General features: G+C 72.6%; 23 protein-coding genes. 11 read left to right on the top strand and 12 right to left on the bottom strand.

Annotation, left to right across the window (positions count from 1 at the left end; translation table 11 throughout):
* Nucleotides 1-177: 177 nt before the first annotated feature.
* Nucleotides 178-2,172, bottom strand: a complete 1,995-nt coding sequence (locus ACFWEJ_RS11960) for a DEAD/DEAH box helicase (RefSeq protein ID WP_377229422.1) — start codon at nt 2,170-2,172, stop codon at nt 178-180.
* Between the two features lie 445 nt (nt 2,173-2,617).
* Here ACFWEJ_RS11960 and ACFWEJ_RS11955 point away from each other — a divergent pair, with 445 nt between their 5' ends.
* From ACFWEJ_RS11955 to ACFWEJ_RS11915, 9 genes are all read left to right on the top strand, one after another.
* Nucleotides 2,618-3,190, top strand: a complete 573-nt coding sequence (locus tag ACFWEJ_RS11955; protein WP_377229421.1) for a CDP-alcohol phosphatidyltransferase family protein — start codon at nt 2,618-2,620, stop codon at nt 3,188-3,190.
* Nucleotides 3,187-4,230, top strand: a complete 1,044-nt coding sequence (locus ACFWEJ_RS11950) for a DUF881 domain-containing protein (protein WP_377229420.1) — start codon at nt 3,187-3,189, stop codon at nt 4,228-4,230. Before ACFWEJ_RS11955 ends, ACFWEJ_RS11950 begins: the two co-directional genes overlap by 4 nt.
* On the top strand, nt 4,227-4,559 hold the full coding sequence (locus ACFWEJ_RS11945; RefSeq protein WP_285104718.1) for a small basic family protein: 333 nt from the start codon (nt 4,227-4,229) through the stop codon (nt 4,557-4,559). Before ACFWEJ_RS11950 ends, ACFWEJ_RS11945 begins: the two co-directional genes overlap by 4 nt.
* Before the next feature lie 2 nt (nt 4,560-4,561).
* Complete coding sequence (locus ACFWEJ_RS11940) at nt 4,562-5,626, top strand: DUF881 domain-containing protein (protein ID WP_377229419.1); 1,065 nt, start codon at nt 4,562-4,564, stop codon at nt 5,624-5,626.
* 223 nt (nt 5,627-5,849) lie between these two features.
* Nucleotides 5,850-6,323, top strand: a complete 474-nt coding sequence (locus ACFWEJ_RS11935) for an FHA domain-containing protein (protein ID WP_020015374.1) — start codon at nt 5,850-5,852, stop codon at nt 6,321-6,323.
* Nucleotides 6,320-7,072, top strand: a complete 753-nt coding sequence (locus tag ACFWEJ_RS11930) for a MerR family transcriptional regulator (protein WP_377229418.1) — start codon at nt 6,320-6,322, stop codon at nt 7,070-7,072. The genes ACFWEJ_RS11935 and ACFWEJ_RS11930 overlap by 4 nt, the downstream gene beginning before the upstream one ends.
* 122 nt (nt 7,073-7,194) lie before the next feature.
* On the top strand, nt 7,195-7,701 hold the full coding sequence (locus ACFWEJ_RS11925; RefSeq protein WP_377229424.1) for a bifunctional nuclease family protein: 507 nt from the start codon (nt 7,195-7,197) through the stop codon (nt 7,699-7,701).
* 100 nt (nt 7,702-7,801) lie between these two features.
* Entirely contained in the window at nt 7,802-8,392 is a 591-nt protein-coding gene (locus tag ACFWEJ_RS11920) for a MerR family transcriptional regulator (protein ID WP_377229417.1), read from the top strand.
* Between the two features lie 179 nt (nt 8,393-8,571).
* Entirely contained in the window at nt 8,572-9,264 is a 693-nt protein-coding gene (locus ACFWEJ_RS11915) for an MBL fold metallo-hydrolase (RefSeq protein ID WP_377229416.1), read from the top strand.
* Between the two features lie 133 nt (nt 9,265-9,397).
* Here the strand turns inward: ACFWEJ_RS11915 and ACFWEJ_RS11910 are convergent, their stop codons facing one another.
* The 10 genes from ACFWEJ_RS11910 to ACFWEJ_RS11865 all read right to left on the bottom strand — a co-directional run bounded on the left by ACFWEJ_RS11910 (nt 9,398) and on the right by ACFWEJ_RS11865 (nt 21,561).
* Nucleotides 9,398-10,003, bottom strand: coding sequence for a hypothetical protein (locus ACFWEJ_RS11910; protein ID WP_377229415.1), 606 nt, complete (start codon nt 10,001-10,003; stop codon nt 9,398-9,400).
* Nucleotides 10,000-12,576: a PT domain-containing protein gene (locus ACFWEJ_RS11905; protein WP_377229414.1), complete on the bottom strand. Its 2,577-nt coding sequence runs from the start codon at nt 12,574-12,576 to the stop codon at nt 10,000-10,002. Before ACFWEJ_RS11905 ends, ACFWEJ_RS11910 begins: the two co-directional genes overlap by 4 nt.
* A 133-nt stretch (nt 12,577-12,709) precedes the next feature.
* Nucleotides 12,710-13,960 carry a phosphatidylserine/phosphatidylglycerophosphate/cardiolipin synthase family protein gene (locus ACFWEJ_RS11900; protein WP_377229423.1) on the bottom strand — a complete coding sequence of 417 codons (1,251 nt, stop codon included), beginning with the start codon at nt 13,958-13,960 and terminating at the stop codon, nt 12,710-12,712.
* Between the two features lie 110 nt (nt 13,961-14,070).
* A complete protein-coding gene (locus tag ACFWEJ_RS11895) occupies nt 14,071-14,613 on the bottom strand; it encodes a hypothetical protein (protein ID WP_377229413.1) in 543 nt (180 codons plus the stop codon).
* Entirely contained in the window at nt 14,603-15,166 is a 564-nt protein-coding gene (locus tag ACFWEJ_RS11890; protein ID WP_377229412.1) for a pyruvoyl-dependent arginine decarboxylase, read from the bottom strand. Before ACFWEJ_RS11890 ends, ACFWEJ_RS11895 begins: the two co-directional genes overlap by 11 nt.
* On the bottom strand, nt 15,163-18,066 hold the full coding sequence (locus ACFWEJ_RS11885) for a response regulator (protein WP_377229411.1): 2,904 nt from the start codon (nt 18,064-18,066) through the stop codon (nt 15,163-15,165). The genes ACFWEJ_RS11890 and ACFWEJ_RS11885 overlap by 4 nt, the downstream gene beginning before the upstream one ends.
* An 84-nt stretch (nt 18,067-18,150) precedes the next feature.
* Nucleotides 18,151-18,528, bottom strand: coding sequence for a response regulator (locus ACFWEJ_RS11880; protein ID WP_377229410.1), 378 nt, complete (start codon nt 18,526-18,528; stop codon nt 18,151-18,153).
* Between the two features lie 155 nt (nt 18,529-18,683).
* On the bottom strand, nt 18,684-19,715 hold the full coding sequence (locus tag ACFWEJ_RS11875) for a tyrosine-type recombinase/integrase (RefSeq protein WP_377229409.1): 1,032 nt from the start codon (nt 19,713-19,715) through the stop codon (nt 18,684-18,686).
* Nucleotides 19,716-19,786: 71 nt separating this feature from the next.
* Nucleotides 19,787-20,638, bottom strand: coding sequence for an ABC transporter permease (locus tag ACFWEJ_RS11870; RefSeq protein WP_377229408.1), 852 nt, complete (start codon nt 20,636-20,638; stop codon nt 19,787-19,789).
* Nucleotides 20,635-21,561 carry an ABC transporter ATP-binding protein gene (locus ACFWEJ_RS11865; RefSeq protein ID WP_377229407.1) on the bottom strand — a complete coding sequence of 309 codons (927 nt, stop codon included), beginning with the start codon at nt 21,559-21,561 and terminating at the stop codon, nt 20,635-20,637. The genes ACFWEJ_RS11870 and ACFWEJ_RS11865 overlap by 4 nt, the downstream gene beginning before the upstream one ends.
* A 268-nt stretch (nt 21,562-21,829) precedes the next feature.
* Here ACFWEJ_RS11865 and ACFWEJ_RS11860 point away from each other — a divergent pair, with 268 nt between their 5' ends.
* Both ACFWEJ_RS11860 and ACFWEJ_RS11855 read left to right on the top strand, forming a co-directional pair.
* Entirely contained in the window at nt 21,830-22,768 is a 939-nt protein-coding gene (locus ACFWEJ_RS11860) for a TIGR03621 family F420-dependent LLM class oxidoreductase (RefSeq protein ID WP_377229406.1), read from the top strand.
* 79 nt (nt 22,769-22,847) lie between these two features.
* The gene (locus ACFWEJ_RS11855) at nt 22,848-23,894 is read left to right on the top strand and encodes an alcohol dehydrogenase catalytic domain-containing protein (protein WP_377229405.1); all 1,047 of its coding nucleotides are present in this window, start codon (nt 22,848-22,850) and stop codon (nt 23,892-23,894) included.
* A gap of 40 nt (nt 23,895-23,934) precedes the next feature.
* Here the strand turns inward: ACFWEJ_RS11855 and ACFWEJ_RS11850 are convergent, their stop codons facing one another.
* Entirely contained in the window at nt 23,935-24,531 is a 597-nt protein-coding gene (locus ACFWEJ_RS11850; RefSeq protein ID WP_377229404.1) for a TOPRIM nucleotidyl transferase/hydrolase domain-containing protein, read from the bottom strand.
* Between the last annotated feature and the right edge of the window lie 368 nt (nt 24,532-24,899).

The raw sequence follows: 24,899 nt of genomic DNA, 5'->3' as shown, positions 1-24,899 counted from the left end.
CGTCGAGGAAGGCCGTGCGCGCGGCCGCGACGATCTGGGCACGCTTGCGCGCCATGAGCCCGGCCTTGGGATCGTCTGTCGCCCAAGTTCTGACCATGTGTCCGCCTTCCGTCTTGACCGACCTTACGACAGTAGTTACTGTCGTTTCAAACAACAGTAACTACTGTCGTGAGGGCGTCAGCGGGTGCTGCGCGCCTCCCAGTGGGCCGGGCCGCGGCCGCGGGGGCCACGCTCGCCGTCCGGACGACGGTGGTCGCCACCGCTGCGGGGGGCACGCTCCCGGTCGCCGCCGCCGGTACGCGCCGGGCCGCGGTCGAGCGTGATGCGCAGCGGCTTGCCGGCGACGCGGGCGCGGGCCAGGCGGTCGAGCGCCTCGTTGTCCAGCGGCGCGATGATGTCCACCAGCGAGAAGCTGCCGAAGATGTCGATCTTGCCGACGTCGGCACCGGTGATGCCGCCCTCGCCCGTCAGGGCGCCGACGATCCCGCCCGGCTGCACGCCGTGCGTGTGGCCGACGGCGATGCGGTAGCGGGTGCCCCGGGCCGGACGGCGGATGCCGCGGTCGCCCTCGGAACGGCCGCGCGACGGGCGGTCGCCCGAGCGGTCGTGCCGGTCGCCCTCGCGGGTGTTGCGCCGGGCGGCCGCGGCCTTGGCCTCGGCCCGCTCGCGCTCGTACTCCTCCTGCTCCGCGCGGGCGCGCGGGCCGTCGTCGCCCACCGCGAGCGCCGCCATGGCGGCTGCGATGTCGATGGGGTCGGTGCCGGACTCCTCGGCGTAGGCGCGGATGAGCTCGGTGTAGAGCTCGAGGCGGCCGGCCTCGCGGCGGGCCGCGACCTTGCCGAGGGTGCGCTTGACCTGGTGGGCGGAGACGTCCCGGGGGGAGGGGATCTCGACCTCTTCGAGCTGGGCGCGGATGGTGCGCTCGATGGAGCGGAGCTTGCCGCGCTCGTGCGGGGTGACGAAGGTCAGGGCCTCGCCGGTGCGTCCGGCGCGGCCGGTGCGGCCGATGCGGTGGACGTAGGCCTCGGGCTCGCCGGGGACGTCGAAGTTGACGACGAGGCCGATGCGGTCGACGTCGAGGCCGCGGGCAGCGACGTCGGTGGCGACGAGGACGTCGAGGGCGCCGGAGCGGAGGCGCTCGACGATCTTCTCGCGCTCCTTCTGGGCGACGTCACCGGAGATGGTGGCGGCGGAGATGCCCTTCTCGATGAGGGCGGAGCCGACGTCCTCGGCCGCACCGCGGGTGCGGGTGAAGACGATGGCGGCGTCGGCGTCGGAGGTGGCCAGGACGCGGGCGAGCGAGCCGACCTTGTGACGGAAGGGCACGACGGCGTAGGTCTGGCGCACGGCGGTGACCGTGGAGGCCTGGCGCGTGACGGCGATCTGGACCGGGTCGGTGAGGTGCTGGTCGGCGACCTTCCGGATGGCCGGGGGCATGGTCGCGGAGAAGAGGGCGACCTGGCGCTCGGCGGGTGCCTGGCCGAAGATCTCCTCGACGTCCTCGGCGAAGCCCATGCGGAGCATCTCGTCGGCCTCGTCGAGGACGAGGAAGCGGATGTCCTCCAGGCGCAGGGCGCCGCGCTCGAGGTGGTCCTTGATGCGGCCGGGGGTGCCGACGACGACGTGGACGCCGTCGCGCAGGGCGCGCTGCTGGGGCACGTAGGGGGAGCCGCCGTAGACGGGCAGGACGCGGACGTCGTCCATCTTGCTGGCGAACGACTCGATGGCGTCGGCGACCTGCATGGCGAGCTCGCGCGTCGGGGTCAGGACGAGGGCCTGGACCTTGCGCAGCTTGGGGTCGACGGCGGCGAGGAGCGGGAGGCCGAACGCGGCGGTCTTGCCGGTTCCGGTCTGCGCGACGCCGGTGATGTCGCGGCCGGCGAGCAGCTCGGGGATGGCGCGGGCCTGGATGGCGGAGGGCGTCACGAAGCCGAGCTCGGCGATGGCGGCCATGAGAGGCGCGGGCAGGTCGAGGCTCGCGAAGGTGGGGCCGGTGGGCTCGGCGGGCTGCGCCGGGGCGGGCTCGGCCGGGGTCGGCTCAGCCGGGGTCTGCTCGGTCGAGGTCTCGGAGCTGGTGGCGGCCTCGGGGGCCGTCTGGTCGCCGGAGTCGGCGGTGACCTGGTCGGTCTCCTGCTCGGCAGGCGCGATCAGGTCAGGGGTGTCGATAGACATGCAGTGCTGCACCGTTCGTCGTCGGGTGGGAGTCAGGGCCGAGGTGAGGGCCCTCGCGTCGCTCGCTCCCGACACACCTTCCCCGCAGCCGAGGCTGCGGGCCTGTCTCGCACGTTGCGTGCACACACGGGAAGACGACGAACTCCAAGGGGATGTGGCACCACTGTATCGGTTGCGGGCGCCCTGAGCACAGAGGCTGGGGGCGTGACGTGCAGCACCCGGGTGATGTCGTCCGTGGTGAGGGCGTTGCGGACGGCGTCGTGCCGGGCGTGTCCGGGTGGCGCCGGGTGTGTCGCCGGGTGTGTCGGCGGGGTGGTCGGCCGGGCGTGTACGGGGCGTGTGCGGGGTGGTCCTGCCCGTCCGGACGGCGTGCCCGTGCGTATACGCAACGGTCGCGCCGTAGGATGGCGGCCGAGACGAACCGGCGTGAGCAAGGGCGGTGTGCGTGTCCACTGGGGCGGAGATGAGCTCCCGGGTGCTGACCGTGCCCAACGTGATCAGTATGGTGCGGCTGGCCCTCGTGCCGGTCTTCGCCGTGCTGATCGTCGTGGGCGAGGACGGTTGGGCGCTGGTGGTGCTCGCCGTCTCGGGTGCGTCGGACTGGCTGGACGGTGTGCTGGCCCGTCGCCTGAACCAGGTCACGCGGCTGGGGCAGATGCTGGACCCCTTCGCGGACCGGCTCTTCATCTTCGTGACCCTGATCGGCCTGGCCTGGCGTGAGGTGGTGCCGCTGTGGCTGGTGCTGGCGATCGTGGCGCGTGACGTGCTGCTGGCACTGACGGTGCCGGTCCTGGCCCGCCTCGGGTACGGGACGCTGAACGTGACGACGGTCGGCAAGGTCGCGACGTTCGCACTGCTGTACGCGTTCCCGTTGCTGCTGCTCGCGGAGGTGCCAGGCTGGGTGGGTGCCGGTGCGCACGTGGTGGGCTGGGCGTTCACCTGGTGGGGTGTGGGCCTGTACTGGCTGGCGGGTCTGCAGTACGTGGCGCAGGTGCGCCGGCTGGTGGCGCAGGGATGACGGCCCCCGGGGCGGGCGGCCCGGCCGGCCACCCTGCCAACCGTGCGGCCGGCCCCCCTGCCGACCGCACGGCGCCGCGTCGTCCGGACGAGTCGATGACGCTCCTGCGGGAGGTCATCGAGCGGCCGCTGGACCCGGGGTACGCGGAGATGGCGCAGCGGCGCGCGGAGGCGGGGCAGCCGTCGGGTCCGCTGGCGGGGCGCAGCGTGGGAGGCGTGGTCACGATCCTGCTCGTGGCGATCCTGCTCGGTGCGATGACGGCGGTGGCGGTGCGTGACCTGCGAGCGCCGCAGCCGACGGTCTCGAAGGGGCGGTCGGTGCTGATCGAGCAGATCCAGGACCGTAGTGCGCAGGTGGAGGCGTTGTCGGCGCGGGCGACGGCGCTGGACGCGCAGGTGGACGGGTTGCAGAGCGGTGGGTTGCTGCCGTCGGCGCTGCAGGAGGTCAACGAGCTGGACCGGTTGGTCAGTGGTGCGGTGCCGGTGCAGGGGCCGGGCATGGTGGTGTCGCTGACGGATGGTTCGGGTGGTGGGCTGGTGGAGCCGGGTGACGCGCCGGCGGAGTCGCGGGTGCGGGACGCGGACGTGCAGTTCGTGGTCAACGAGCTGTGGGCGGCGGGGGCGGAGGCGATCGCGGTCAACGACGAGCGGCTGACGTCGTTGTCGGCGATCCGGAACGCGGGTGACGCGATCCTGGTGGACCTGCAGCCGCTGAACGGTCCCACGTACAGGATCGAGGCGATCGGTGACCCGGAGGACATGCAGGTGGAGTTCGCGCGGTCGGCGGGGCTGGGGTTCCTGCAGCTGCTGAGCGCGGAGTACGACATCAAGAACGACGTGCGCACGAGTGAGGGGATGTACCTGCCGGGTGCGGGCTCCCCGACGTTGCGGTTCGCGCGGGTGCCCTCGGGCACGGAGCCGGACGCGAGCACGACACCCAGCACGACACCCAGCGGTACGGCGAGTACGGCAACAGGTACGGAATCAGGCACGGAATCAGCAGGTACGGAACAGGACCGATCCGAGGAGGACAACGGATGATCGCGATCGTCGGGCTGGTGATCGGGGTGGTTGCGGGGCTGGTGCTGCAGCCGACCGTTCCGCTGTTCCTGCAGCCTTACCTGCCGATCGCGGTGGTGGCCGCGCTGGACGCGCTGTTCGGCGGGCTGCGCGCGATGCTCGACGGGCTGTTCGACGACAAGGTGTTCCTGGTGTCGTTCCTGTCGAACGTCGTGGTGGCCGCGTTCATCGTCTTCCTCGGTGACCAGCTCGGCGTGGGCAGCCAGCTGTCGACGGCGGTCGTGGTGGTGCTCGGGATCCGGATCTTCTCGAATGCCGCCTCGATCCGCCGGCACATCTTCAAGGCGTGAGCATGGGCCGGGACAAGAACGGGGCGGGCGCGAAGCCCGACAAGAGCGGGTCGAACAAGCACGGGCCGAGGGTCTCCGGGCCGGATGCTCCTGGGTCTGAGCCGGTCGAGCCGAAGACCGTCGCGGACGAGCCCGTCGACGACGCCCCGGACGTCCCCGCGGAGGATGCCCCGCACGCGGCTCGGGACAAGGACCCGGACAAGGATCCGGACAAGGATCCGGACAGGGATCCGGACAGGGATCCGGACAGGGATCCGGACGCAGCCTCGGACACGGGCTCGGACAAGACTCCGCCGCAGATGCTCGCGTCGGAGCCAGAGCGGGAGCCCGACCCGGAACCGGCGTCCGGCTGGAAGCGGGTGGGTCAGCTGCTGCGTCCGCGCGGCACGCGCTCGGAGGTGCTGACGGGTCTGCTGTGCCTGGCGCTCGGGTTCGCCCTGGCGGTGCAGGTGGGGCAGTCGACGGGGGACCAGCTCGGCAGCCTGCGGCAGGACGAGCTCGTGCGGCTCCTGGACGAGGTCACGCAGCGCGCCGACCAGCTCGACGCCGAGGTCTCGGACCTGGAGGGGATCCGGGACGACCTGCAGTCGGAGGACGGGCGCGACCAGGCGGCGCGGGATCTCGCGCAGCAGCGTGCCGAGCAGGAGGGCATCCTGTCGGGTCGTCTCCCGGCGCAGGGACCGGGCGTCCAGATCCACGTGGCCGACGGCGCCAAGCCGCTGGAGGCGCAGGCGCTGTTCAACCTGCTCGAGGAGCTGCGCAACGCCGGGGCCGAGGCGATCCAGGTCAACGGCATGCGGCTGGTCACCACCAGCTACTTCGTGGACTCGGGCGGTGGCATCGTGCTCGACGGCGCCGCGATCGCGTCCCCGTACGAGTGGACGGCGATCGGCGACCCCGACACGATCGACCGTGCCCTGGAGATCCCCGGCGGTGCGCTGCCCCGGATCCGCGAGGAGGGTGGGGAGGCGACCACCACCACCTCCGACGAGGTGCTGGTCGACGCCGTCCGCATCCCGGGTCAGCCCGAGCACGCCGAACCCGTCGCGCCGGGCGACGAAAAGTGACCCCCGCCACGTTCCTGACCTGCTCGGACACCGGTTGCGGGCCAACTTGGTGAACCGGCATGCGGAACCGCCCGGAGGTAGGTAGTTTTATCCGGGTTGGTTCCGGACATTGGTTTTCGCCGCTACCCCGATCGGGGTAGGTTTGTTGGAACCCGGACGATGCCCCGGCCGTTGTCCCCACGTAGTCACCCAGTTCCATCAACATCGCACCCGAGGAGACCTGATGACGGACCCCAGCGCCCATCCGGTCGGGCCCGATACCACGGCCAACCTGGGTCGCATCGCGTTCCCGACCTCCGACGAGCAGGCGCCCCGCACCGCTCTGAGCCCGGAGGAGGCGGCTGCGGTCGCCGCCCTGCCCCGGCACTCCGCACTGCTGATCGTGCAGCGCGGCCCCGGGTTCGGTGCCCGGTTCCTGCTGGACACCGGCCGTTCGGTCGCCGGCCGCAGCGAGCAGGCGGACATCTTCCTCGACGACGTCACCGTGTCCCGCAAGCACGCCGAGTTCGTCCGCGAGGGCGACTCGTTCGTGGTGCGCGACATCGGGTCCCTGAACGGGACCTACGTCAACCGGGGCCGTATCGACGCCGCGACGCTCGTGACGGGCGACGAGGTACAGATCGGCAAGTTCCGCCTGACCTTCCACGCCAGCCCGCAGTCGCCGGCTCAGTGGGGCCCGGGAACGCCCGCCCCGTGACCGCCGGCGCAGCGCGCGACCATGACCGTGACCGTGCGCACGGTCATGCCGCGGACCTCGACGCGCCCTGGCCCCGGGGGATCTCCCGGCAGGCCACGATGCGGATCAGCGACGTCCTGCGCGCCCTGGGCCAGGAGTTCCCCTCCGTCTCGCACTCCAAGCTGCGCTTCCTGGAGGAGCAGGGCCTGATCGAGCCCGTACGGACGCCGTCCGGCTACCGCCAGTACAGCCAGGCCGACGTCGAACGCCTCCGGTTCGTCCTGACCGAGCAGCGCGACAGCTACATGCCGCTGAAGGTCATCAAGGAACGCCTGGCGGCGATGGACGCAGACCCCGACTCGGCCGAGCACCCCGCACCGCGGCTCGCCGCGAACGGGTCACCGGCGCGCCGCCGCTGGACCGCCCCCGCCGTGGCCGAGGCAGCGGGCGTCACGGAGGAGTTCGTGCAGAGCCTCGCCCAGGCCGGGCTACTGCCCCAGTCGGGCAGCACGTTCGGTCCGAGCGCCGTCGAGGTCGCCCGCATCGCCGGCGCGCTCGCCGAGTTCGGCATCGAGCCCCGCCACCTGCGCACCTTCCGCACCGCCGCCGACCGGCAGGTCACCCTCGTGGACCAGGTCGTCGCCCCGCTGCGCAGCCAGCAGGCCAGCGCGGGCCGCGGCAAGGCCGCGAGCATGGCCGGCGAGATGGGCGAGCTGTTCACCCGCCTGCACACCGCGTGGGTCCGGCAGGGCATCGAAGACCTCGGGTAGGTCGGCCCGACCGTAAGCTTTGCCGTCGGCGCACCCGCCCGTGACCAGGAATTTGACCCGAGCGCGCGACGAGTGGTGGCAGGACGCCGTACGGTGAAAGCGTGAGGCCGGACGACGTGCCGATGGTCCCCGTGGAGATCCTCGGCGTTCGACAGCAGCAACGCGATCAGGAGATCGTCGTGCTGCTGCTCGACAGCGCCGCGGACCTGGCGATCCCGATCGTCATCGGGGCGCGCGAGGCCAGCGCCATCGCCATGGCGCAGGCAGGCCTCGCCACACCCCGACCCATGACCCATGACCTGCTGCGCGACGTCCTGGGCGCCGTCGGCGTGGCGCTCGAACGGGTCGAGATCGTCGCCCTGGAGGGCGGCATCTACTTCGCCGAGCTCGTCCTGAGCAACGGCGTGCACCTCGACTCGCGCGCCTCCGACGCGATCGCGCTGGCCGTGCGCACCGGCAGCCCCGTCCTGTGCTCGGCCGAGATCGTCGCCCTGGCCGGCGTCGAGATCGTCGACGTCGACCAGCAGGCAGAGGTCGAACGCTTCCGTGACTTCCTCGACCACGTCACGCCCGAGGACTTCTCCGGCCCACCCGGCGGAGGGTCCCAAGGGGGTGGGCGGACCGGCTGAAACGCGGCTGAACCGCGACACGCCGAGACGTTTCACGGCGCGCATCTTTGAAATCACCTTCGACGCGCCATAGCGTGGTCACGACACCCCAGGAGGCACAGTGAACACCAGCGGTGAGAGAGCCACACGCGCTACGGTCCCGCACGGCGCGCAGGGTCTCCTCTTCGGTGAGGACCTGACGGAACAGGACGCCACGACCGGCTACCGAGGCACCACGGCGTGCCACATCGCCGGCATCACCTACCGGCAGCTCGACTACTGGGCACGCACCGGACTCGTGGAGCCGAGCATCAAGCCCGCCACCGGGTCCGGCACCCACCGGCTGTACAGCTTCCGCGACATCCTCGTGCTCAAGGTGGTCAAGCGCCTCCTCGACACCGGCGTCTCCCTGCAGCAGATCCGCACCGCCGTCACGGCCCTCCGGGAACGCGGCGTCGAGGACCTGGCCCAGATCACCCTGATGTCCGACGGCGCCAGCGTCTACGAGTGCACGTCACCGGACGAGGTCGTCGACCTGGTCGCCGGCGGTCAAGGCGTCTTCGGCATCGCCGTCGGACGCGTCTGGCGCGAGATCGAGGGCACCCTGGCCGAGATGCCGACCGAGACCCTCGACCCGGGCGAGACCGGCGAGGTCCCCGAGGTCGAGGGCGACGAGCTCGCCCAGCGCAGGGCCGCCCGGTCCGCCGTCTGACCACGCCGTCTGACCACCCTGTCTGACCGCTCCGCATCACCACCCGACCCACTCCTGACCCTGCCGTCTGGCACGGGGTAGCCACCGCACCCCGACCAGACGGCTCGCTGTTGTCCCGTGCCTTGGCGTGCTCTGGCCCGTGGCCTGCTGACGCTCCCGCGCGGGCGTAGCCTGCGAGCATGCAGCTCACCTTCCACGGACACGCGTGCGTCACCCTCGCCCTGCCCGGCGCTCAGCCGGATGCCCAGCCGGGCACGCTCGTCATCGACCCCGGCACCTTCGCCGACACCACGACCGCCCTGGCGGGCGCCCGGGCGGTGCTGATCACGCACGACCACTTCGACCACGTCGACGCGGCCGCCGTCGTCACCCACCTCACCGCCGCCCCCGACACCCAGGTGTGGGCCACCGGACCCGCCGCGAGCGCCCTGCGTGAGGCGGGCGCGCCGGCGGACCGGGTGCACGAGGTGACGCCCGGTCAGGTGCTCGACGTCGCGGGCGCTCGTGTCACGGTGGGTGGTGGCGAGCACGCGCTCATCCACCGCGAGATCCCGCGTGCGGTGAACGTGACGTACCTGGTGGAGGTGGACGGCGGGAGCGTGTACCACCCGGGTGACTCGTTCGACGCGCCCGCGGCGCTGCCCGAGGGTGGCCTGGACGTGCTGCTGGTGCCCGTGTCGGCGCCGTGGCTGAAGACGGGGGAGTTCATCGACTTCGCGCGGTCGGTCCCGGCGCGGGTCGTCGTGCCGATCCACGACGTGTTCCTGTCCGAGATCGGGCACGGCGCCGTGGGGCGGTGGCTGGACACGGCGCGGCTCGGCGGTGACTACACGTACAGGCGGCTGGCGGTGGGGGAGTCGCTGACGGTGTGACGGGCGCTGGGCCGGCTCAACTGGCCTGGCCCGGCGGTCCGTTATCAGGGCTGGTCGGGTGAGCGCGGGTCTGGTAGCGGTATGACGGCGGATGGAGCCACCAGATCTGCGTTCGATCGTCGTCCGGGAGCAGTCATGAGGAGCGCCGGACGTTCCGGAGGAACTCGTCGCGTTCCTCGGTCGTCAGCGGGGACTTGAAGTCGGGCTCCGTGAAGTCGGCCAGGGCGGTTTCGGCGGAGACGAAGGGGACTCCGCGCGCTAGCCACGGGCCGTTTCTCTGATCGGAGGCAATGAGTGCGAGGTCCCAGGAACGTTCGGCCCACACCGACCAGCGGCCAGAGCTTCCGACAATGGCGAGCACATCCGTGGTGAAGGTCAGCGCTCCCGTCGGATCGCCGTGCGGTTCGAAAGCGACCGCGTCGTAGTAAGACCCGCTGATGGCCTTCGCAGCCATCCGGAATGCGCCGTAGACGCCATAGTGCTCGTGGTAGTAGGCGGCGGCCGGGTCGAGAGCAACGACAGTCATGGTTTCGTCGCCGTGCGCGTCGGCAAGAGCTTGAAGGACCGGCCCGAAGGGTCCCTCGATCGCGTGGCTGTACTGACAGATGTCAATGTCCCCCGGGGCATTGCGGAAGGGCCACGCGGGTAGCCGGCGGTCGACGTCGATGACCGCACGGACCTCTTCGAGGAGTTGCTCGTACTCGCTGTCGTCCCGCGGATGTGTCGTTGCGTTGCTCACCCGGTGTACCCCAATCGGATCTCGATCGTGTGTTTGCTTGATCCAGCAGGCGTGAAGTCGGCCGTCCACCCCGGGTACTTGCTGGAGTTCTTCCGACGCAGTACGTACTTGGAATCGTCCTTCTGGAAAATCTGGACCTTACCGTCTGCCGAAGTCCGGGAGACCCATCCCTGACTGGTCAACGTGTCGGTGAATTCGGCGCGCGACGCGTTCGTTCCGACGTTACGGATCGAGCCACCTCTGGTGAGATCGACATAGGTGCGCGAATCTCCGACGAGGGCCGCGAGACCCGGGATGTCGTCGGCGCTGCGGGCAGGGGTGCTCTTGGCGAGCAGATGTTCGATGTCGATGGAGCCGCGCTCCTCCGTTGCAGCGTCCGCGAGACGCTGGCGTCGGATCGCCCACCAGGCTGCCGGGTCGGCGATCAGGTCGTCGGCCGTGGTGCGCAGGATGCGGCCCGTGGCGGCGCCCGCGAAGTTGCCCGGCAGGAACGTGAGGGCGACGCCGGCGGTGTCGGCGGCGAGCTGGGCTGGTGTGGCCGTGGCGAAGTAGTCGCGCGTGGCCTGGTGGGGGTCGCGGGCGAAGGTCGCGATGCCCGCGGACTTGTCCAGGCCCCAGGTCAGGACGCCGGAGATGCCGAGGGCCAGTCCGAGGGACCCGCCGGACAGGACCACCAGGGCCGCGATGCCGGCTCCGATGGCGAGCTGGGTGATCAGGGGCTGGTCGTGCCACCAGTCGGCCAGGGAGTCGAGGATGCCGGCGAGCCAGTCGCCGCTGGTCGGCCCGGTGGTGGGGTCGGTGGTGGGGTCGGTGGTGGGGTCGAGGCTCGGGAACTCGAAGTCCGGGTCCAGGGACGGGAAGTCGTCCGGGTCGAACGTCGGCAGGTCGCTCGGCAGCGTCGTCGGAAGATCGGTGGGCATGCCGCTGGGCAGGCCTGTCGGCAGGCCGGTCGGCAGATTGGCAGGCGGGTCCGACGGGAGCGTGGGCAGCTCCCCGGGGCCAGGGCCAGGGCCAGGACCAAGGTCGAAGACGTCGTTGGTCGTGGTCCCGATCTCGCGCGCGGTGGCGGGCGCGGCAGCGAACACGAGCCAGCCCAGCCCGGCGAGGACGGCGACCGCGGCCAGCCGCCGCGCCCAGGGGTGAATGCGTGCGGAGGCGTGCTCGTGGGCGAGCTCGCGCAGCGCGCGCTGGCCGGAGACGAGCGCTGCACCTCGTGCCGCGGCGGCACGGCGCGGCTCCGGGAGCGCCGACTGTGGGAGTACCGGCTGCCCGCCGGACGGTTCCCCGCCTGCCTGTGCGGGCCGCCGCGCGAAGCCCGCGAGCGCGTGTGTCAGGTCGCGCGCCACGACCCACACCAGCGCCGTGACGGCGCCGAGCACGGCATGGGCGGCCCTGGGCACCGTCGGAGCAGGCCGGGTGACCCAGCCCGGCGCGGGGCGCCCGGTGAGGCCGGCTGCGGGGCGGGTGGCGAGCCGGGCGGCGTCGACCAGGAGGCACACCAGGACCAGGGTGAGGAAGACCGCGACCCGGCCGTGCCCGTGGCCCAGGAACGACCAGGGCACGCGGAGCCACCACGGGATGGTCGTGGTGTCGGGGTCGAGCCAGGCAGGGGTGCCGTCGTCGCCGGGCAGGGCGCTGAACAGGTCCAGACCCGCGTTGTACATCCCGTGGTCGGCGATCGCGGACCACAGGGCCGCGACGGGCAGCGCGGCCAACGCGAGCCCCGTGAAGCGCCGTCGGGCCTGCCAGGCCGCGAGCGCCAGTCCGAACAGGGCGGTGACCAGGGCGGTGATGATGGCGTGGCCGCCGAACTCGGCGGCGGTCGTGGGTGCCAGGAGGGCACCGTCGGCGTTCATCGTGCTAGGGATCGGCAGGAGGCCGAAGGTGACGTAGTCGGGCGGGAGGACGACGTCGGCGGGTGAGGTCTGGAGGAAGCCGCCGAGGCCGGCGTTGCCGGTGGCGAGCGCGGTGCGGCGCAGGCTCTCCTCGACGGCGAGGAACGCGGTGCCGGACGCGAGGCCGAGCAGCAGCCAGTCGATCGTGGCGAACCGGGCGGCGCGGCGTGGTGCGAGCAGGGCGAGGACGACGACGGGGACGAGCTTGCCGACCTCTTCGACGATGCCCGCGACGGCGATCTCGGCACCGGCCTCGGACACCCCGAGCACGTCGAGCCCGGCGGTTTGGGTGGCGAGCGTGGTGGTCAGGGCGCCGATGCCGACGGACCAGGGCACGCAGGCGGTGAAGAAGCCGAGGTACCCGGACCAGGTCAGGGTCTTGGTGCGGGCCAGGGCGAACCAGGCGACGACGACCCAGAGGCAGCCGAGGTAGGCGCGCAGGCCCAGTCGCAGCTCGGGCAGGAACAGCCACAGTGCGGCGAGCCACAGGAGCGACCCGGCCAGGACGACGGTGCGGGTCGCCGCCCAGGTGCGGGTGAGGCGAGGGTGGGTGGTCAGCCAGCGGGAGCGGCGCTCGGCGAGGTGCTGCCACCACTCCCGTCGCTGGTTCTCTGCGGTCTGATGCCGTGACGGCGTGCGAGCAGCGCCGTGCAGCACGTCCGCCACACCTGGCCCCATGCCGCAACCCCTCGTCCACCCGCCCCTGTGCACGTCGGGAGCACGCTATCGGTGCCGGGCGCCCTGGGCGAGGGCTGGCGGGTTACCGCGTCGGTCTACCGCGGTGGGTGAGCATTAGAGCGGTGGGTAAGCGTTAGAGCAGGGGCCGCAGCGGGATGAGCAGGTACTCGCCGATCTTGGCCACAGCGCCGCGTTCCTCCCACTGGGCGAGGGTCAGCTCCTGCGCGTTGGACAGGTCCATCGCGAAGACGTCCTCCATGCGGGCGGCCAGGCCCGGGTCGACGATCTCGAGGTTGACCTCGTAGTTGCCGGTCAGGCTGAGGCGGTCGATGTTGGCGGTGCCGATGGTGGTCCAGCGGGCGTCGATGGTGGCGGTCTTGGCGTGGACCATGGCGCCCTGGTACAGGAAGATGCGCACGCCGCCGCGCAGCAGGGAGGCGTACTGGCCGCGGGCGAGCCAGTCGGCCACGACGTGGTTGGAGCGGTGCGGCACCAGCACCCGGACGTCGACGCCGCGGGCGGCCGCCGCGAGCAGCGCGGCGTGGATGTCGTGGTCCGGGATGAAGTAGGCCTGCGTGATGTAAACGTGGTGCGTGGCGCGGTCGATCGCGTCGAGGTAGATGCCGCGGATCGGGAACACGAGCTCGGACGGCGCGTTGCGCGCGGCCTTCAGGTGCGGCAGCCAGGTCCCGGAGCCGACGTCGGCCAGGATGGGGTGGCGCGGCTTGCGGTGCCGGTTCCAGAAGTCGACGAACGCGTTGCGCAGCTCCCACACCGACGGGCCTTCCAGCCGCACGTGGGTGTCGCGCCACTGCGTGGCGTACAGGGAGCCGATGTTGTACCCGCCGACGAACCCGATCTCGTCGTCGACCACGAGGATCTTGCGGTGGTCACGCCCGGACTTGCGGACGTTGAGGTAGGTCATGCCGGGGCGCAGCGCGGGGAAGCGCAGCGTGTGCACGCTGGGCGGGAAGCGGTAGAACGAGTAGGGCACCACCAGGTTGGCGAAGCCGTCGTAGATGACGTAGACGTCGACGCCGCGGGCGGCGGCGTCGATCAGCTCCTGCTTGAACTGCTGCCCCACCTCGTCGTTCTTCCAGATGTACGACTCCAGCATCACGGACTTGCGGGCCCCGCGGACGGCGTCGAGCATCGCCTCGTACAGGTCGGCCCCGTAGGTGTAGACCGTGGTGGCCGTCTCGTCGATGTTCTCGGTGAGCGGCTTCTCCGTGGGGAACTTCGCCGTGAGCGGGTGGATGCGCCGCCGGACCATGTCGGTCACGGTCAGGGCGACCGCCGCACCGACCGGGACGGCGGCCGCGACGATCGCCGCGCGGGTCGCGAGCGAGCGGGCACGCTGCACGAAGTCGGACGGGATGTCCAGCGTGAGCTTCGGAAAATTGCCGGGGATCTTACGTGAGGCCACCCGCTCACGGTACCCGGTCTCACGTCGTCCGACCTGGGATATCGACCGGGGTGGCCCCGTGCGGGTCCTCAGTGGAACGTCGTCGCGTAGTACGACTGGCGGTCCACGGTCTCGACGGTGACGTCCTGCGTGCGCTCCAGGTGGCGGCGCAGGTTCTCGGCGAACCGCAGCGAGTCGTCGTTGAACCGCGACACGTCGTAGGCGCACACGACCCGGTGCTCGGCGAGGTGCCCGACGAGGGCGTCGATCATGTCCATGAACGTGCGCGTGGCGCGGCGCCCGGGGTGCGCGAGCGTGAACCCGATGTACCACAGCGCCCCGCGCGCGGCGTGCTCGGGGTAGCGGGCGGCGAAGAACTCGGGGCTGACCCATGGCACGGCCGCGAGGTCCGTCGCGAGCGTCGTCAGCCCGACGGCGTCCCCCTGGTCGTCGCGCACGAGGAGCTTGGTCACGCGCGGGTCGGCCATCTCCGCGTCGAACTCCTCCCGGTGCAGCACGTGGCGGGCGGCGGCCCGGGTGCGCAGCGGCTCGAAGGCGTCAAGGTAGAGGGTCCAGAAACGTTCGGCGTCGGCGCCGTCCACGACCCGCTCGAAGGCGACGTCAGCGCTCACCGGGGTCTCCTGCCACGTGGGGCTCTCCGGTCACGTCGGTCTCCTGCCAGCCGGTGCGCCGGAACGTCGCGACGACGACGGCGCACACGGGCAGCGTGACGCAGGTGATGCCCGTGACGCGGTGGCCCTCGGGGCGGTACCGGCCGCCCCGCGTCGCCGAGAGGTCCTCGAGGCTGTGCGTGAGGTCGGCCAGGACCTGCTCGTGGGAGGGGCCCTCGTGCTCGACGAACAGGCCCGCGCCGGTGCCGTCGTCACGCCGTGACCACGCGACCCCGGCCCAGGCCTCGTGCCCCGGCAGCGACGTGTGCGCCCTCGCGTACACGCAGTACAGGAGGTCGCCGTGGTCGCCGCGCAGCTGCGCGGGGCCCTCGACCTCCACGACCCGGCTGCCGGCCGGCACGATCGAGCTGAGCCGCACGAGGTTGAAGTCGCTCACGCCCGCCGCCGCCAGGGCGGCGTCGAACGCGGCCAGGGGTGTGCGTCCCGAGCCGCTGCCCGCGCTCACGCGGATCGTCAGCGCCTGTGTACGGGGCTCCGTCAGAGGTTGGGTCATGGGTTCCTCACCGTGGGGTTCTGTCCGGGCCGGCCGACGTCGCCGGCCCGGCCCGCCGCGACGTCCAGGAGGTCGAGCACGGAGCGCAGCACGGTGTCGGGCGCCGCGCGGCCCTTGGTCAGGAAGACGGTGCGGCCCAGGCGGAGGTCCGCCCGGTCGGAACGGCTGACCTCCGCGCCCGTGTACACGACCAGCGGCACGCGCCGCAGCCGGCCGTCGCGGCGCAGGTCGGCGACGAGCTCCCGCCCGCTGCCGTCGGGCAGCGTGAGGTCGAGGACGACGAGGTCCGGGTCGGCGCCCTGGCTCAGGGCCTCGCGCGCCGCGTCCACGGAGCTCGCGGTCGTCACGACCAGGCCGGCGTTGCGCAGGACGGTCGCCACGACGGTCCGCAGCTCCTCGTGGTCCTCGACCAGCAGCACCCGGCCGTGGTGGGGCTGGCGCCGGATGACGTCCCGGACGGTCTCCACGATGCGGTCGGGGTCCACGGGCTTGACCAGCCAGTCGTCCGCGAGCGCCGCGGTCTCCAGGGCGTCGTGGGGGCGGGTGCCGGACAGGACGACGACGGGGACGTCGGCGGTGGCGGCGGACTGGCGCAGCCGGCTGAGGACCTCGGCGCCGCTGGTGCCGGGCATCGCGAGGTCGAGGACGATCGCGGCGGGGTGCTCGTCCTCGACGGCGGCGAGGGCCGCGCGTCCGTCGGTCAGGCCGATGACGTCGTAGCCGCGTTCTTCGAGGACGGTGCGCAGGACGTCGACGACGTACTGGTCGTCGTCGACGACGATGACGCGGGTGGCGGCGTCGTCGTCGGGTGCGGGTTCGGGTGTCCGGGCCGGGTGGGGGGTGGCGCGCCGCAGGGTGAAGCGGAAGCTGGATCCGGTGCCCTCGCCCTGGCTGACGGCCCAGAGGCGGCCGCCGTGGCGTTCGACGATGCTGCGGGCGATGGTCAGGCCGAGGCCGGAGCCGCCGCGTTCGCGGGTGTCGGAGGCGTCGACCTGTTCGAAGCGCCGGAAGACGGCTTCGAGCTTGTCGGGCGGGATGCCGCGGCCTTCGTCGTCGACGCGGATCTCGACGAGGTCGCCGACGGGGGCGGCGGTCACGCGGACGGTGCTGCCGGGCGGGGAGAAGCGGACGGCGTTGCCGAGCAGGTTGGTCAGGGTCTGCACGACGCGTTCGGGGTCGGCGCGGACGGTCTCGGTGGAGCTGGTGGGTTCGAGCGTGATCCCGGCGTCGTCCGCGAGGACGGCGACCTGGTCGACGGCTGCGGCGACGAGGTCGCCGACGGGGTGTTCTGCCATCTCGAGCTGGGTGGTGCCGGCTTCGAGGCGTTCGGTGTCCAGGATGTCGTCGACGAGGCGGCCGAGGCGTTCGCTGCTGGTCAGGGCGACGCGGACCATGCGCGCGGCCTGTTCGGGCGAGTCGTCCAGGGCGTCGCTGTCCAGCAGGGACAGGGCCCCGCGGATGGCGGTCAGCGGGGTGCGCAGCTCGTGGCTGACGACGGACACGAACTCGTCCTTGATCCGTTCGACCTCGCGTCGTTCGGTGACGTCGCGGAAGACGACGACGGCGCCGCGGATGACTCCGTCGTCGCGCAGGGGGCTGGCGGTGACCTCGACGGGGACCTCCTTGCCGTCGGGGCGGAGGTAGACGTCCTGCTCGGCGGTGACCGTGATGCCGTCGCGCAGGGCCTCGGCGATGTAGCAGCCCTCGGCGGGTAGGGGGGTGCCGTCGTCGGCGGGGGCGTGGAACGTGGCGTGGGCGTCGCGGCCGACCAGGTCGCTCGCGGAGGCGCCGAGGGTGTAGGCGCCGGCGGTGTTGACGAAGGTGACGCAGCCGTCCGGGTCGACGCCGTAGATGCCGTCGGCGACGGACTCGAGGGTGCGTTCGCGTTCGCTCGCGAGGGAGCGCAGCTGTGCGGTGCGTTCCTGGACGCGGCGTTCGAGGCCGTGGCGCAGGGACTCGTTGTCCACGACGACGAGGATCTGGCGTGCGACGACGGCGACGAGGACGGCGACCCAGAGCGCGTTGGCGACCGGGGGGAGCGTCTGGTTGCCGGTCTGCACGACGCGGACGAGGGCGGCGCCGAGGAACAGGCAGAACGTGACGACGGTGCCGAGCACGGGTGTGCCGTGCTCGGCGCGGTCGACGACGGGGCTGCCGGACGCGGCGGGGTGGCGGGCGGCGAGCGCGATGGCGATGTACCCGCCGGCCCAGGCGGCGTCGACGGGGCTGCCGAAGGTGAAGCCGCCCGCGGCGGACAGCAGCGCGAACGCGACGTCGGCGACGGCGTAGAGCACGAACCCGCCGCCGACGAGCACGAGCGGTACCCGTTCTGCCGTGTTCGAGCGGGTCATGACCTGGACGGCGAGGGTGGCGAGCAGGGCGTCGACCACGGGGAGGGCGTAGGCGGTGAGCGCGGGCTCCGCCTGCGGGGTGTCGGCCTGCAGGGCGAGGGCGAACAGCGCGATGTAGAGCACGGAGCCGCCGACCACGACGCTGTCCAGCAGCATGCGCACGAGCTCCTGCCCGCGCGGGCGGACGGCGGGGAAGAGCGAGAGGCCGACGACGCCGAGCAGCAGGGCCGCGATGTAGGCGGCGTCGCCGGTCTCGGGGTCGCCGACGAGCCCCGAGTAGACGTTGCCGGCCAGGCCGACGACCCCGCCGAGGGAGAGCACGGCCCAGGCGCGCCGGCGCCGGCCGGTGGACCGGGTCGCGCGCTGCGCGCAGCTGATGGCCGCGACGACACCGGCGGCGGCGATCGCCGCCATGGAGATCTGCTCGCGCGTCGCCTGACTCAGGGGGCTCAGGAGGGCGATGACGAGCAGCACCACGGCGGTGCCGGAGACCCAGCACCAGCGCAGAAACCTGTCTCGTGACTGCGCAGCACCGCGCCGCGACACCATGTGCCAGAGGGTAATTCACCCGTGCCGGACCCGCAGATCAGTGCGGTGATCGACCGAGAGCGTCCGGGGTGACCGACGACCGGGTCAGCGCTGCCAGCCGAGGAGGTCCGCGATCTGGTCGGGCAGCGTCAGCGGGTCGAACGGCTTGGCGAGCACCCCGGCGACGCCGAGGTCCTCGTACTGCCGTCGTTCCACGGGCTGCACCTTCGCGGTCAGCAGGATCACGGGCACGCTGCGGGTGCGGGGGTCGTCCTGCAGCCGGGCGAACGTCGTCGGCCCGTCCATCGTGGGCATCATGACGTCCAGCAGGACGGCGTCCGGCGGGTCCTCGCCGCACAGGGTGATGGCCTGCTCCCCGTTGCTGGCCAGGCGCACCGACCACCGGGCGACCATCTCCAGGCCGGTGCGCACGACGTCGCGGATCGCCTCGTCGTCGTCGACGACCAGGATCCGGCGGCTCACCGGGTCGCCGCCCGCCCCGCCACCGCGGCGACCGGGGCGGATGCCCTGCCCGAAGCCCTGCCCGATGCCCTCGGACCGAGTGTCCTCATGGGCTCACATGCTGCCACGGCCGGGGTGGGTCCGCGCCCCGCCGGACGGACCCCGCCGGACGTGCCTCACTCGATGGCGGCCGCCAGGGGATGGGACCGGATCGCGGCGGCTAGCTCGCCCTCGATGCGGTCGAGGTAGACGCCGGTGGTGGCGATCGACGCGTGCCCGAGCAGCTCGGCGACGACCTTCACGTCCCACCCGTCCGCGACGAGCAGGGTGGCCGTGGTGTGCCGCAGGGCGTGGGGTGTGGCCTCGCGCTGGTAGGGGGCGGGCATCCGGCGCACGGCACGGGCCAGCAGGGCGCGGATGGCCTGGGTGTCGATGCGCCGTCCGCGCCACGACAGCAGGAGCGCCCGCTGCGCGTCGTCGTCGTGGGGGCGCTTGGCGGCCAGGGAGGGCCGCAGGTTCGTCAGGTAGTCCTCCAGGGCGCGCGCCAGGGGCGGGGACAGCGTCACGGTGCGGGTGTTGCCGCCCTTGCCGCGGATACGCCACGTGGTGCGCTCGGGCTCGCGGGCGACGTCGTCGACGTCGGTGCGGGCCAGCTCCGAGACACGTGGCCCCAGGACCAGAAGGAGTGCCACCACGAGCCGGTCCCGCAGCGCGAGGTCCTGGTCCGTGCGCGCGGGGGTGTCCGACGGCGGGGTGGTCAGCAGGCTGCGCGCCGCGCTCGCGGACAGGGCCGTACGGGCGGTGCGCAGGGTGCCGCGCACCTTCGCCGGCGGCGCCGCCCACTGCATCGGGTCGGCCTGCACCCAGCACTCCCGCGCCGCGTAGGCGAAGAACCGGGTGACCGACTGCCGGAACCGGTTGACCGTCGCCGTGCTGCGACCCGGCCCGGCCTTGCGGTCCGGGTCGGTGTACCGGGCGTCGGGCGCGGACTGGTACCGCACCAGCACGGTGTCGACGTCGGAGCCCGTCACGTCGTCCAGGATGCGCTCGCGGCCCGTCAGGCGCCCGAACTCCGTCACGTCGCGCGTGTAGCTGCGCGCCGTGGCGGGGGACAGGACACCGCGGATCGTCTCGACCTCGACCGCCGCCAGGTAGCGGCGGGCGGCTTCGTCGACGGTGATGCGCTCGAGGCGCGGAGGAGCGACCATGTCCGCCACCCTAAGCGGGACCACTGACACTCCCGATATGCCGGAATATGCCGCTGACCTGCGACGGGACCTCACGCGAGGTCGCGACGGCGCAGCACCACCAGCACCACGGCGCACAGCCCCACCACGTAGGCCACGACCGTGACCACCGCCTGCCCGCCCGGGACGACGTCGAGCACCCCGGGTGTGCCCGTCCCCGTCCCCGTGAGCGCACCGACCAGGGACCCGGCGGCCGTGCCGGGCAGGTAGTGAGTGACCTGCTCGACGGCGTCCAGCAGCGAACCCACGCCACGCAGCAGGTTCTCCACCACCAGGGCCCACACCAGCCCCAGCCCCACCGCGAGCGCCGGTCCGCGCGCCAGCACGCCGACGGTGTAGCCGAGCAGGGCCCACATCTCCAGCACCAGCAGCCCGCTCCCGACGGCCTGGGCGGTGGCGCTCGCGGTGGGCCAGACGACGGCCTGGTCCTCGGCGAGGGCGATCCCGGCCGAGACGGCGGTGAACAGCGCCAGGGTGGCCGCGACCATGAGGAGCACGAAGACGCTCAGGGCGGTCAGGGAGCCGCCGACGACGGCGGTGCGGGAGGGGCCCTGGGTGAACGCGGTCTTCCAGGTGCCCCAGCCGAAGCCGTTGCCCGCGACCAGGGCGCCGAGCACCATCGCGAGCGCCCCGCCGAACATGGGCATGCCCTGGACCAGGACGTCGGGCACGGCCTGGGGGAGGAGCCCGGCCAGGAGCGCGTCGCGGGCGGCGGCCGCACCCTCGGTCGCGAACGTCTCGGTGCCGGTGGCCCAGGTGACGTAGTCGAAGACGTAGCCGAACGTCAGGGCGAGGGCCACCCAGGCGCCGACGGTGATCCAGACGGCGGGCCACCGGCTCAGCCGGAGCAGCTCGGCGCGGGTGGCGTGCAGGACGGTGGTCATGAGACGGGTTCCTTCCCGGTCGTGCTGCTGGGGGTCGTGGGGTCCGGCGTCGTCAGCTCGAAGAAGACCTCCTCCAGGGTGCGTTCGCTCGGCGCGACCTCGTGCACGTCGGCCCCGGCGGCGACCAGCGCCCGCGTCAGGTCGGGTGCGGCGCTCGCGGGCAGGTCCACGCCGAGGGCGCCGTCGGGCAGCGGGCGGACGGCGCCCGGGCCGGCCAGCCGGGTGGCGACCGCGAGCGCCGTGTCGTGCGGGGTGGCACGCACCCGCATGGTGACGCCGCCGCGCAGGTCGGCGACACGGGCCTCCCGCAGCAGCCGGCCGTGGTCGATGATCCCGACGCGGTCGCAGATCTCCTGCACCTCGGCCAGCAGGTGGCTGGACAGCAGGACGGTGCGGCCTCCCCGGGCGAGGGAGACGACCAGGGCGCGCATGTCCGCCATCCCCGCGGGGTCCAGGCCGTTGGTGGGCTCGTCCAGGATGACGAGCTCCGGGTCGCCGAGCAGGGCCGCGGCGACGCCGAGGCGCTGCTTCATGCCCAGGGAGTAGCCCTTATAGGCGTCGTCGCCGCGGCCGGTCAGGTCGACGAGGTCCAGGACCCGTTCGACCTCGGTGCGCGGCAGGTGCTGGTAGCGGGCCAGGACGCGCAGGTTGTCCCGGCCCGACAGGTACGGGTAGAAGCCGGGCCCCTCGACCAGGGCGCCCACCCGTGCCGTCACCCCGGGCCGTCCCGCAGGGAGCCCGAGCACCGTGGCCCGTCCCGCGGTGGGGCGCACCAGCCCGAGCACCATCCGCAGCGTCGTCGTCTTGCCCGCGCCGTTGTGCCCCAGGAAGCCGTACACCTCGCCCCGGCGCACCGTCATGCTGACCCGGTCGACGGCGGTCCGGTCGCCGTACCGCTTGGTCAGCGCGTCGGTGCTCAGCACGAGGTCGCCAGGGGGTGCTGTCTCCGCCGGGGGTGTCCCTGCCGCACCTGTCCCTGCCGCACCTGCCGTAGTCGTGCGCGTCGTGTCCATGGGCCCACCGTCGCCCCGCCCCGGGGTGCCCTGCGTCCGTCCGAGAGCGACACCCGTGTACGCAGGTTTGCGTACGAGCAGCTTCGCCCACCGACGAATGTGGTTGTGCCCACCGGGCGCGCACAGTTGCCTGAACCAAGGGACTGACCCCAGGGACACGCCCAGGACGGAGAGACCCGTGAACAGCACACAACCCTTCCGGTTCGGCGTCGTCGCCTCGCAGGCACCCACCGGCGCCGCCTGGCTCGACCACGCACGCCACATCGAACGCCTCGGCTTCGACACCCTCGTGACGCCCGACAGCATCGCCCACGGCCTGTCCGTGCTGCCCATGCTCGCCGCGGCCGCCACCGCGACCACCCGACTGCACCTGGGCACCTACGTCCTGGCCAACGACTTCCGCCACCCCGTGCTCGTCGCCAAGGACGCCACGACCCTCGCCGTCCTGTCGGACGGGCGCTTCGAGCTCGGCATCGGCGCCGGACACCCCGGCACCGGCCCCGACAACGCCATGCTCGGACGCACGTTCGACCAGCCCGGGGTACGCGTGTCCCGCCTCGCCGAGTCCGTCGGCATCATCCGCCGCCTGCTCGACGGCGAGACCGTCACCACCACCGGCGAGCACTACACCACCACCGACGCCCACGTGGTCCCGTACGGCACGCAGCCGCACCACGTCCCGCTCCTGATCGGCGCCGGCGGGACCCGCATGCTCACCCTCGCCGGACAGCACGCCGACACCGTCGCCCTCGGTATCCCGCTCGACGCCGACGCGGACACGGCAGCCAAGCTCATCGAACGCGTGCGCGACGCCGAACGCAGCCGGCCCGTGCCCGCGCCCGCGGGTGCGTCCGCCGCCTCGCCCACCCCTGCGCCCGTAGAGCTCAACGTCAACCTCATGGCCGTCGGCGACGCCGTACCCCGCTACCTCGCCGACCGCATCGACCCGACGGCGCTCGCGGCCTCAGGGGCCCTCTCCGTGGTCACCGGCTTACCCCAGGACATGGCCGACCAGCTCCGCGACCGCCGCGAGCGCCTCGGCATCTCCTACCTGGTGGTCTCCGAGGAGCTGGTCGACGCGTTCACCCCGGTGCTGCGGATCCTCGCGGGGGAGTGAGGGCGCGGGGCAGCGTCACGGCCGACGGGAGCGCGAACGACACAGGTCGGGTGTCGGTCCCGCGTGGTTGAATCCGCACGTGCGAGCGATCCTCTTCGACGAGTTCCAGGGCCCCACCTCCGTCCGGGAGGTCCCCGACGTGACGGCCCCCGACGGCGGCGTCGTCGTCCGCGTGCACGCCACCGGACTGTGCCTGAGCGACTGGCACGCGTGGGCCGGGCACGACCCCGACATCCCCGACCTGCCGCACGTGCCGGGGCACGAGCTCGCGGGCACCGTCGCGCAGGTGGGCGCCGGCGTCACCCGGTGGCGCGAGGGCGACCGGGTCACCGTGCCGTTCGTGAGCGGCTGCGGTATCTGTGAGTGGTGCCGCACCGGTCAGGCGCAGGTCTGCCCCGACCAGACCCAGCCCGGCTTCACGCACTGGGGGTCGTACGCCGAGCTCGTCGTGCTCCACGCCGCCGACGCCAACCTCGTCGCCATCCCCGAGGGCGTCACGTTCGAGGCGGCAGCGAGCCTCGGCTGCCGGTTCGCCACCGCCTACCGGGCCGTGGCCGGCCGCGCCCAGGTCCGGGCAGGGGAGTGGGTAGTGGTCGTCGGGGCGGGCGGCGTCGGGCTCAGCGCCGTCATGATCGCCGTGGCCCGCGGGGCGCACGTCATCGCCGTCGACCGCTCCGAGGGTGCGCTGGCCGCTGCCCGCCGCGCCGGCGCGGAACGCACCGTGCTGGCCGACGGGCTCGACGTCCCCGCCGTCGTCCACCAGCTGACCGACGGCGGCGCCCACGTCGCGATCGACGCCGTCGGGAGCGAGCAGACGTGCGCCGACGCGATCCTGAGCCTGCGCCGACGCGGCCGCCACGTCCAGGTCGGGCTCTTCTCGCCCGTCGACGGCGGCCCGCGCGTACCGATGGGGCGCGTGATCGGCTGGGAGCTCGACGTGCTCGGCAGCCACGGCATGGCCGCGGTCGACTACCCGGAGATGCTCGACCTCGTCGCCTCCGGCGCGCTGCGGCCCCAGGACCTGCTCGACCGGGTGGTCGGTCTGGCCGAGGCGGCCGCGCTCGTGCCCACGATGGACTCCGCGCCCCGCGCCGGGATGGTGGTGCTCGACCCGCGGAAGGCGTGAGGACGGGGCGGACGGCTCGTCCTGCTCTTGGGGACCCGGCTCAGGTGGCCCAGCGGAGCAGCGCGTCGAGCGGGGCCGGCACTCGGTCCAGCGGGAGCGTCTCGGCGAGGCGCCGCCCGTAGCGTTCCTTGCGGCCGCCCTTGGAACCGATGAACCGGTGCAGCTGTTGCGTGGTGGTGCGCTCGCGCTGCGCGGGCTGGCCCCGCAGCCGCTCGAAGCTGCGCAGCTCGCCCTCGGCCTTGATCAGGGCCAGGAACCCGTCGGTGCCGACCGCTCGCATGAGCTCGTCCTCGAGGTCGCGGTCGCAGCGGAAGAAGCCGTGCTCGGACAGGGGAGTGGTGGCGGCCTCCGGGCGGAGCCCGACGCGGTCCAGTCCCTTGATCACGAAGCGTTCCTCGGCGGCGTCGTACAGGCCGCCCACCCGCACGCCGCGGGCATCGGCGGGGCGCTCACCGGACAGGGCGACGAGGTGGTGGCCGATGTTGGTGATGCCGCCCATGGCGACGACCTGCACACCGAGGTCGGCGAGGGGGAGGCCCAGCCGTGCGGCGAGGGCCTCGACGGCCACGCGGTCGCTCTCGCCCTCCACGAGCACGGCGGTGCTCGTGGAGGCGGCGAGTATCCCGGCGAGGTTCATCGTCTCGGAGCGTATGCCCGCGGTGCGGGGCGGCGCCGCAGAAAAATCCGACCTGCTACCGTGATGATCTTGCTTGATGTTGGAAGACAGTTGTGTTGCGCTATACACACTGCTTTAAGTTTCTTGGGGGTGGGGGCCGGTAGGGGTGGGGCACCATGAGCGAGCCGAGGAGTGGTTGTGCGGGCAGTCAAGCAGTCGGGTCGCCAGCTGCACGCAGTTTCGCTCGCCGGCTGCACACGGATCTGCCCGCGCGGTGATCATGGGCTCACGATCAGCGACTCGACGATCGGCAGCCCAGGTTCGATCGGCAGCGCAGGTTCAACAGTGCGGTGATCAACGGCCCGGTGTGGCCTCGTCGTCCGATCACC

This window comes from Promicromonospora sp. NPDC060204 (assembly GCF_042728455.1).
Taxonomy (GTDB): Bacteria; Actinomycetota; Actinomycetes; order Actinomycetales; family Cellulomonadaceae; genus Promicromonospora.
This window is presented reverse-complemented; position numbering and strand designations above follow the sequence as displayed.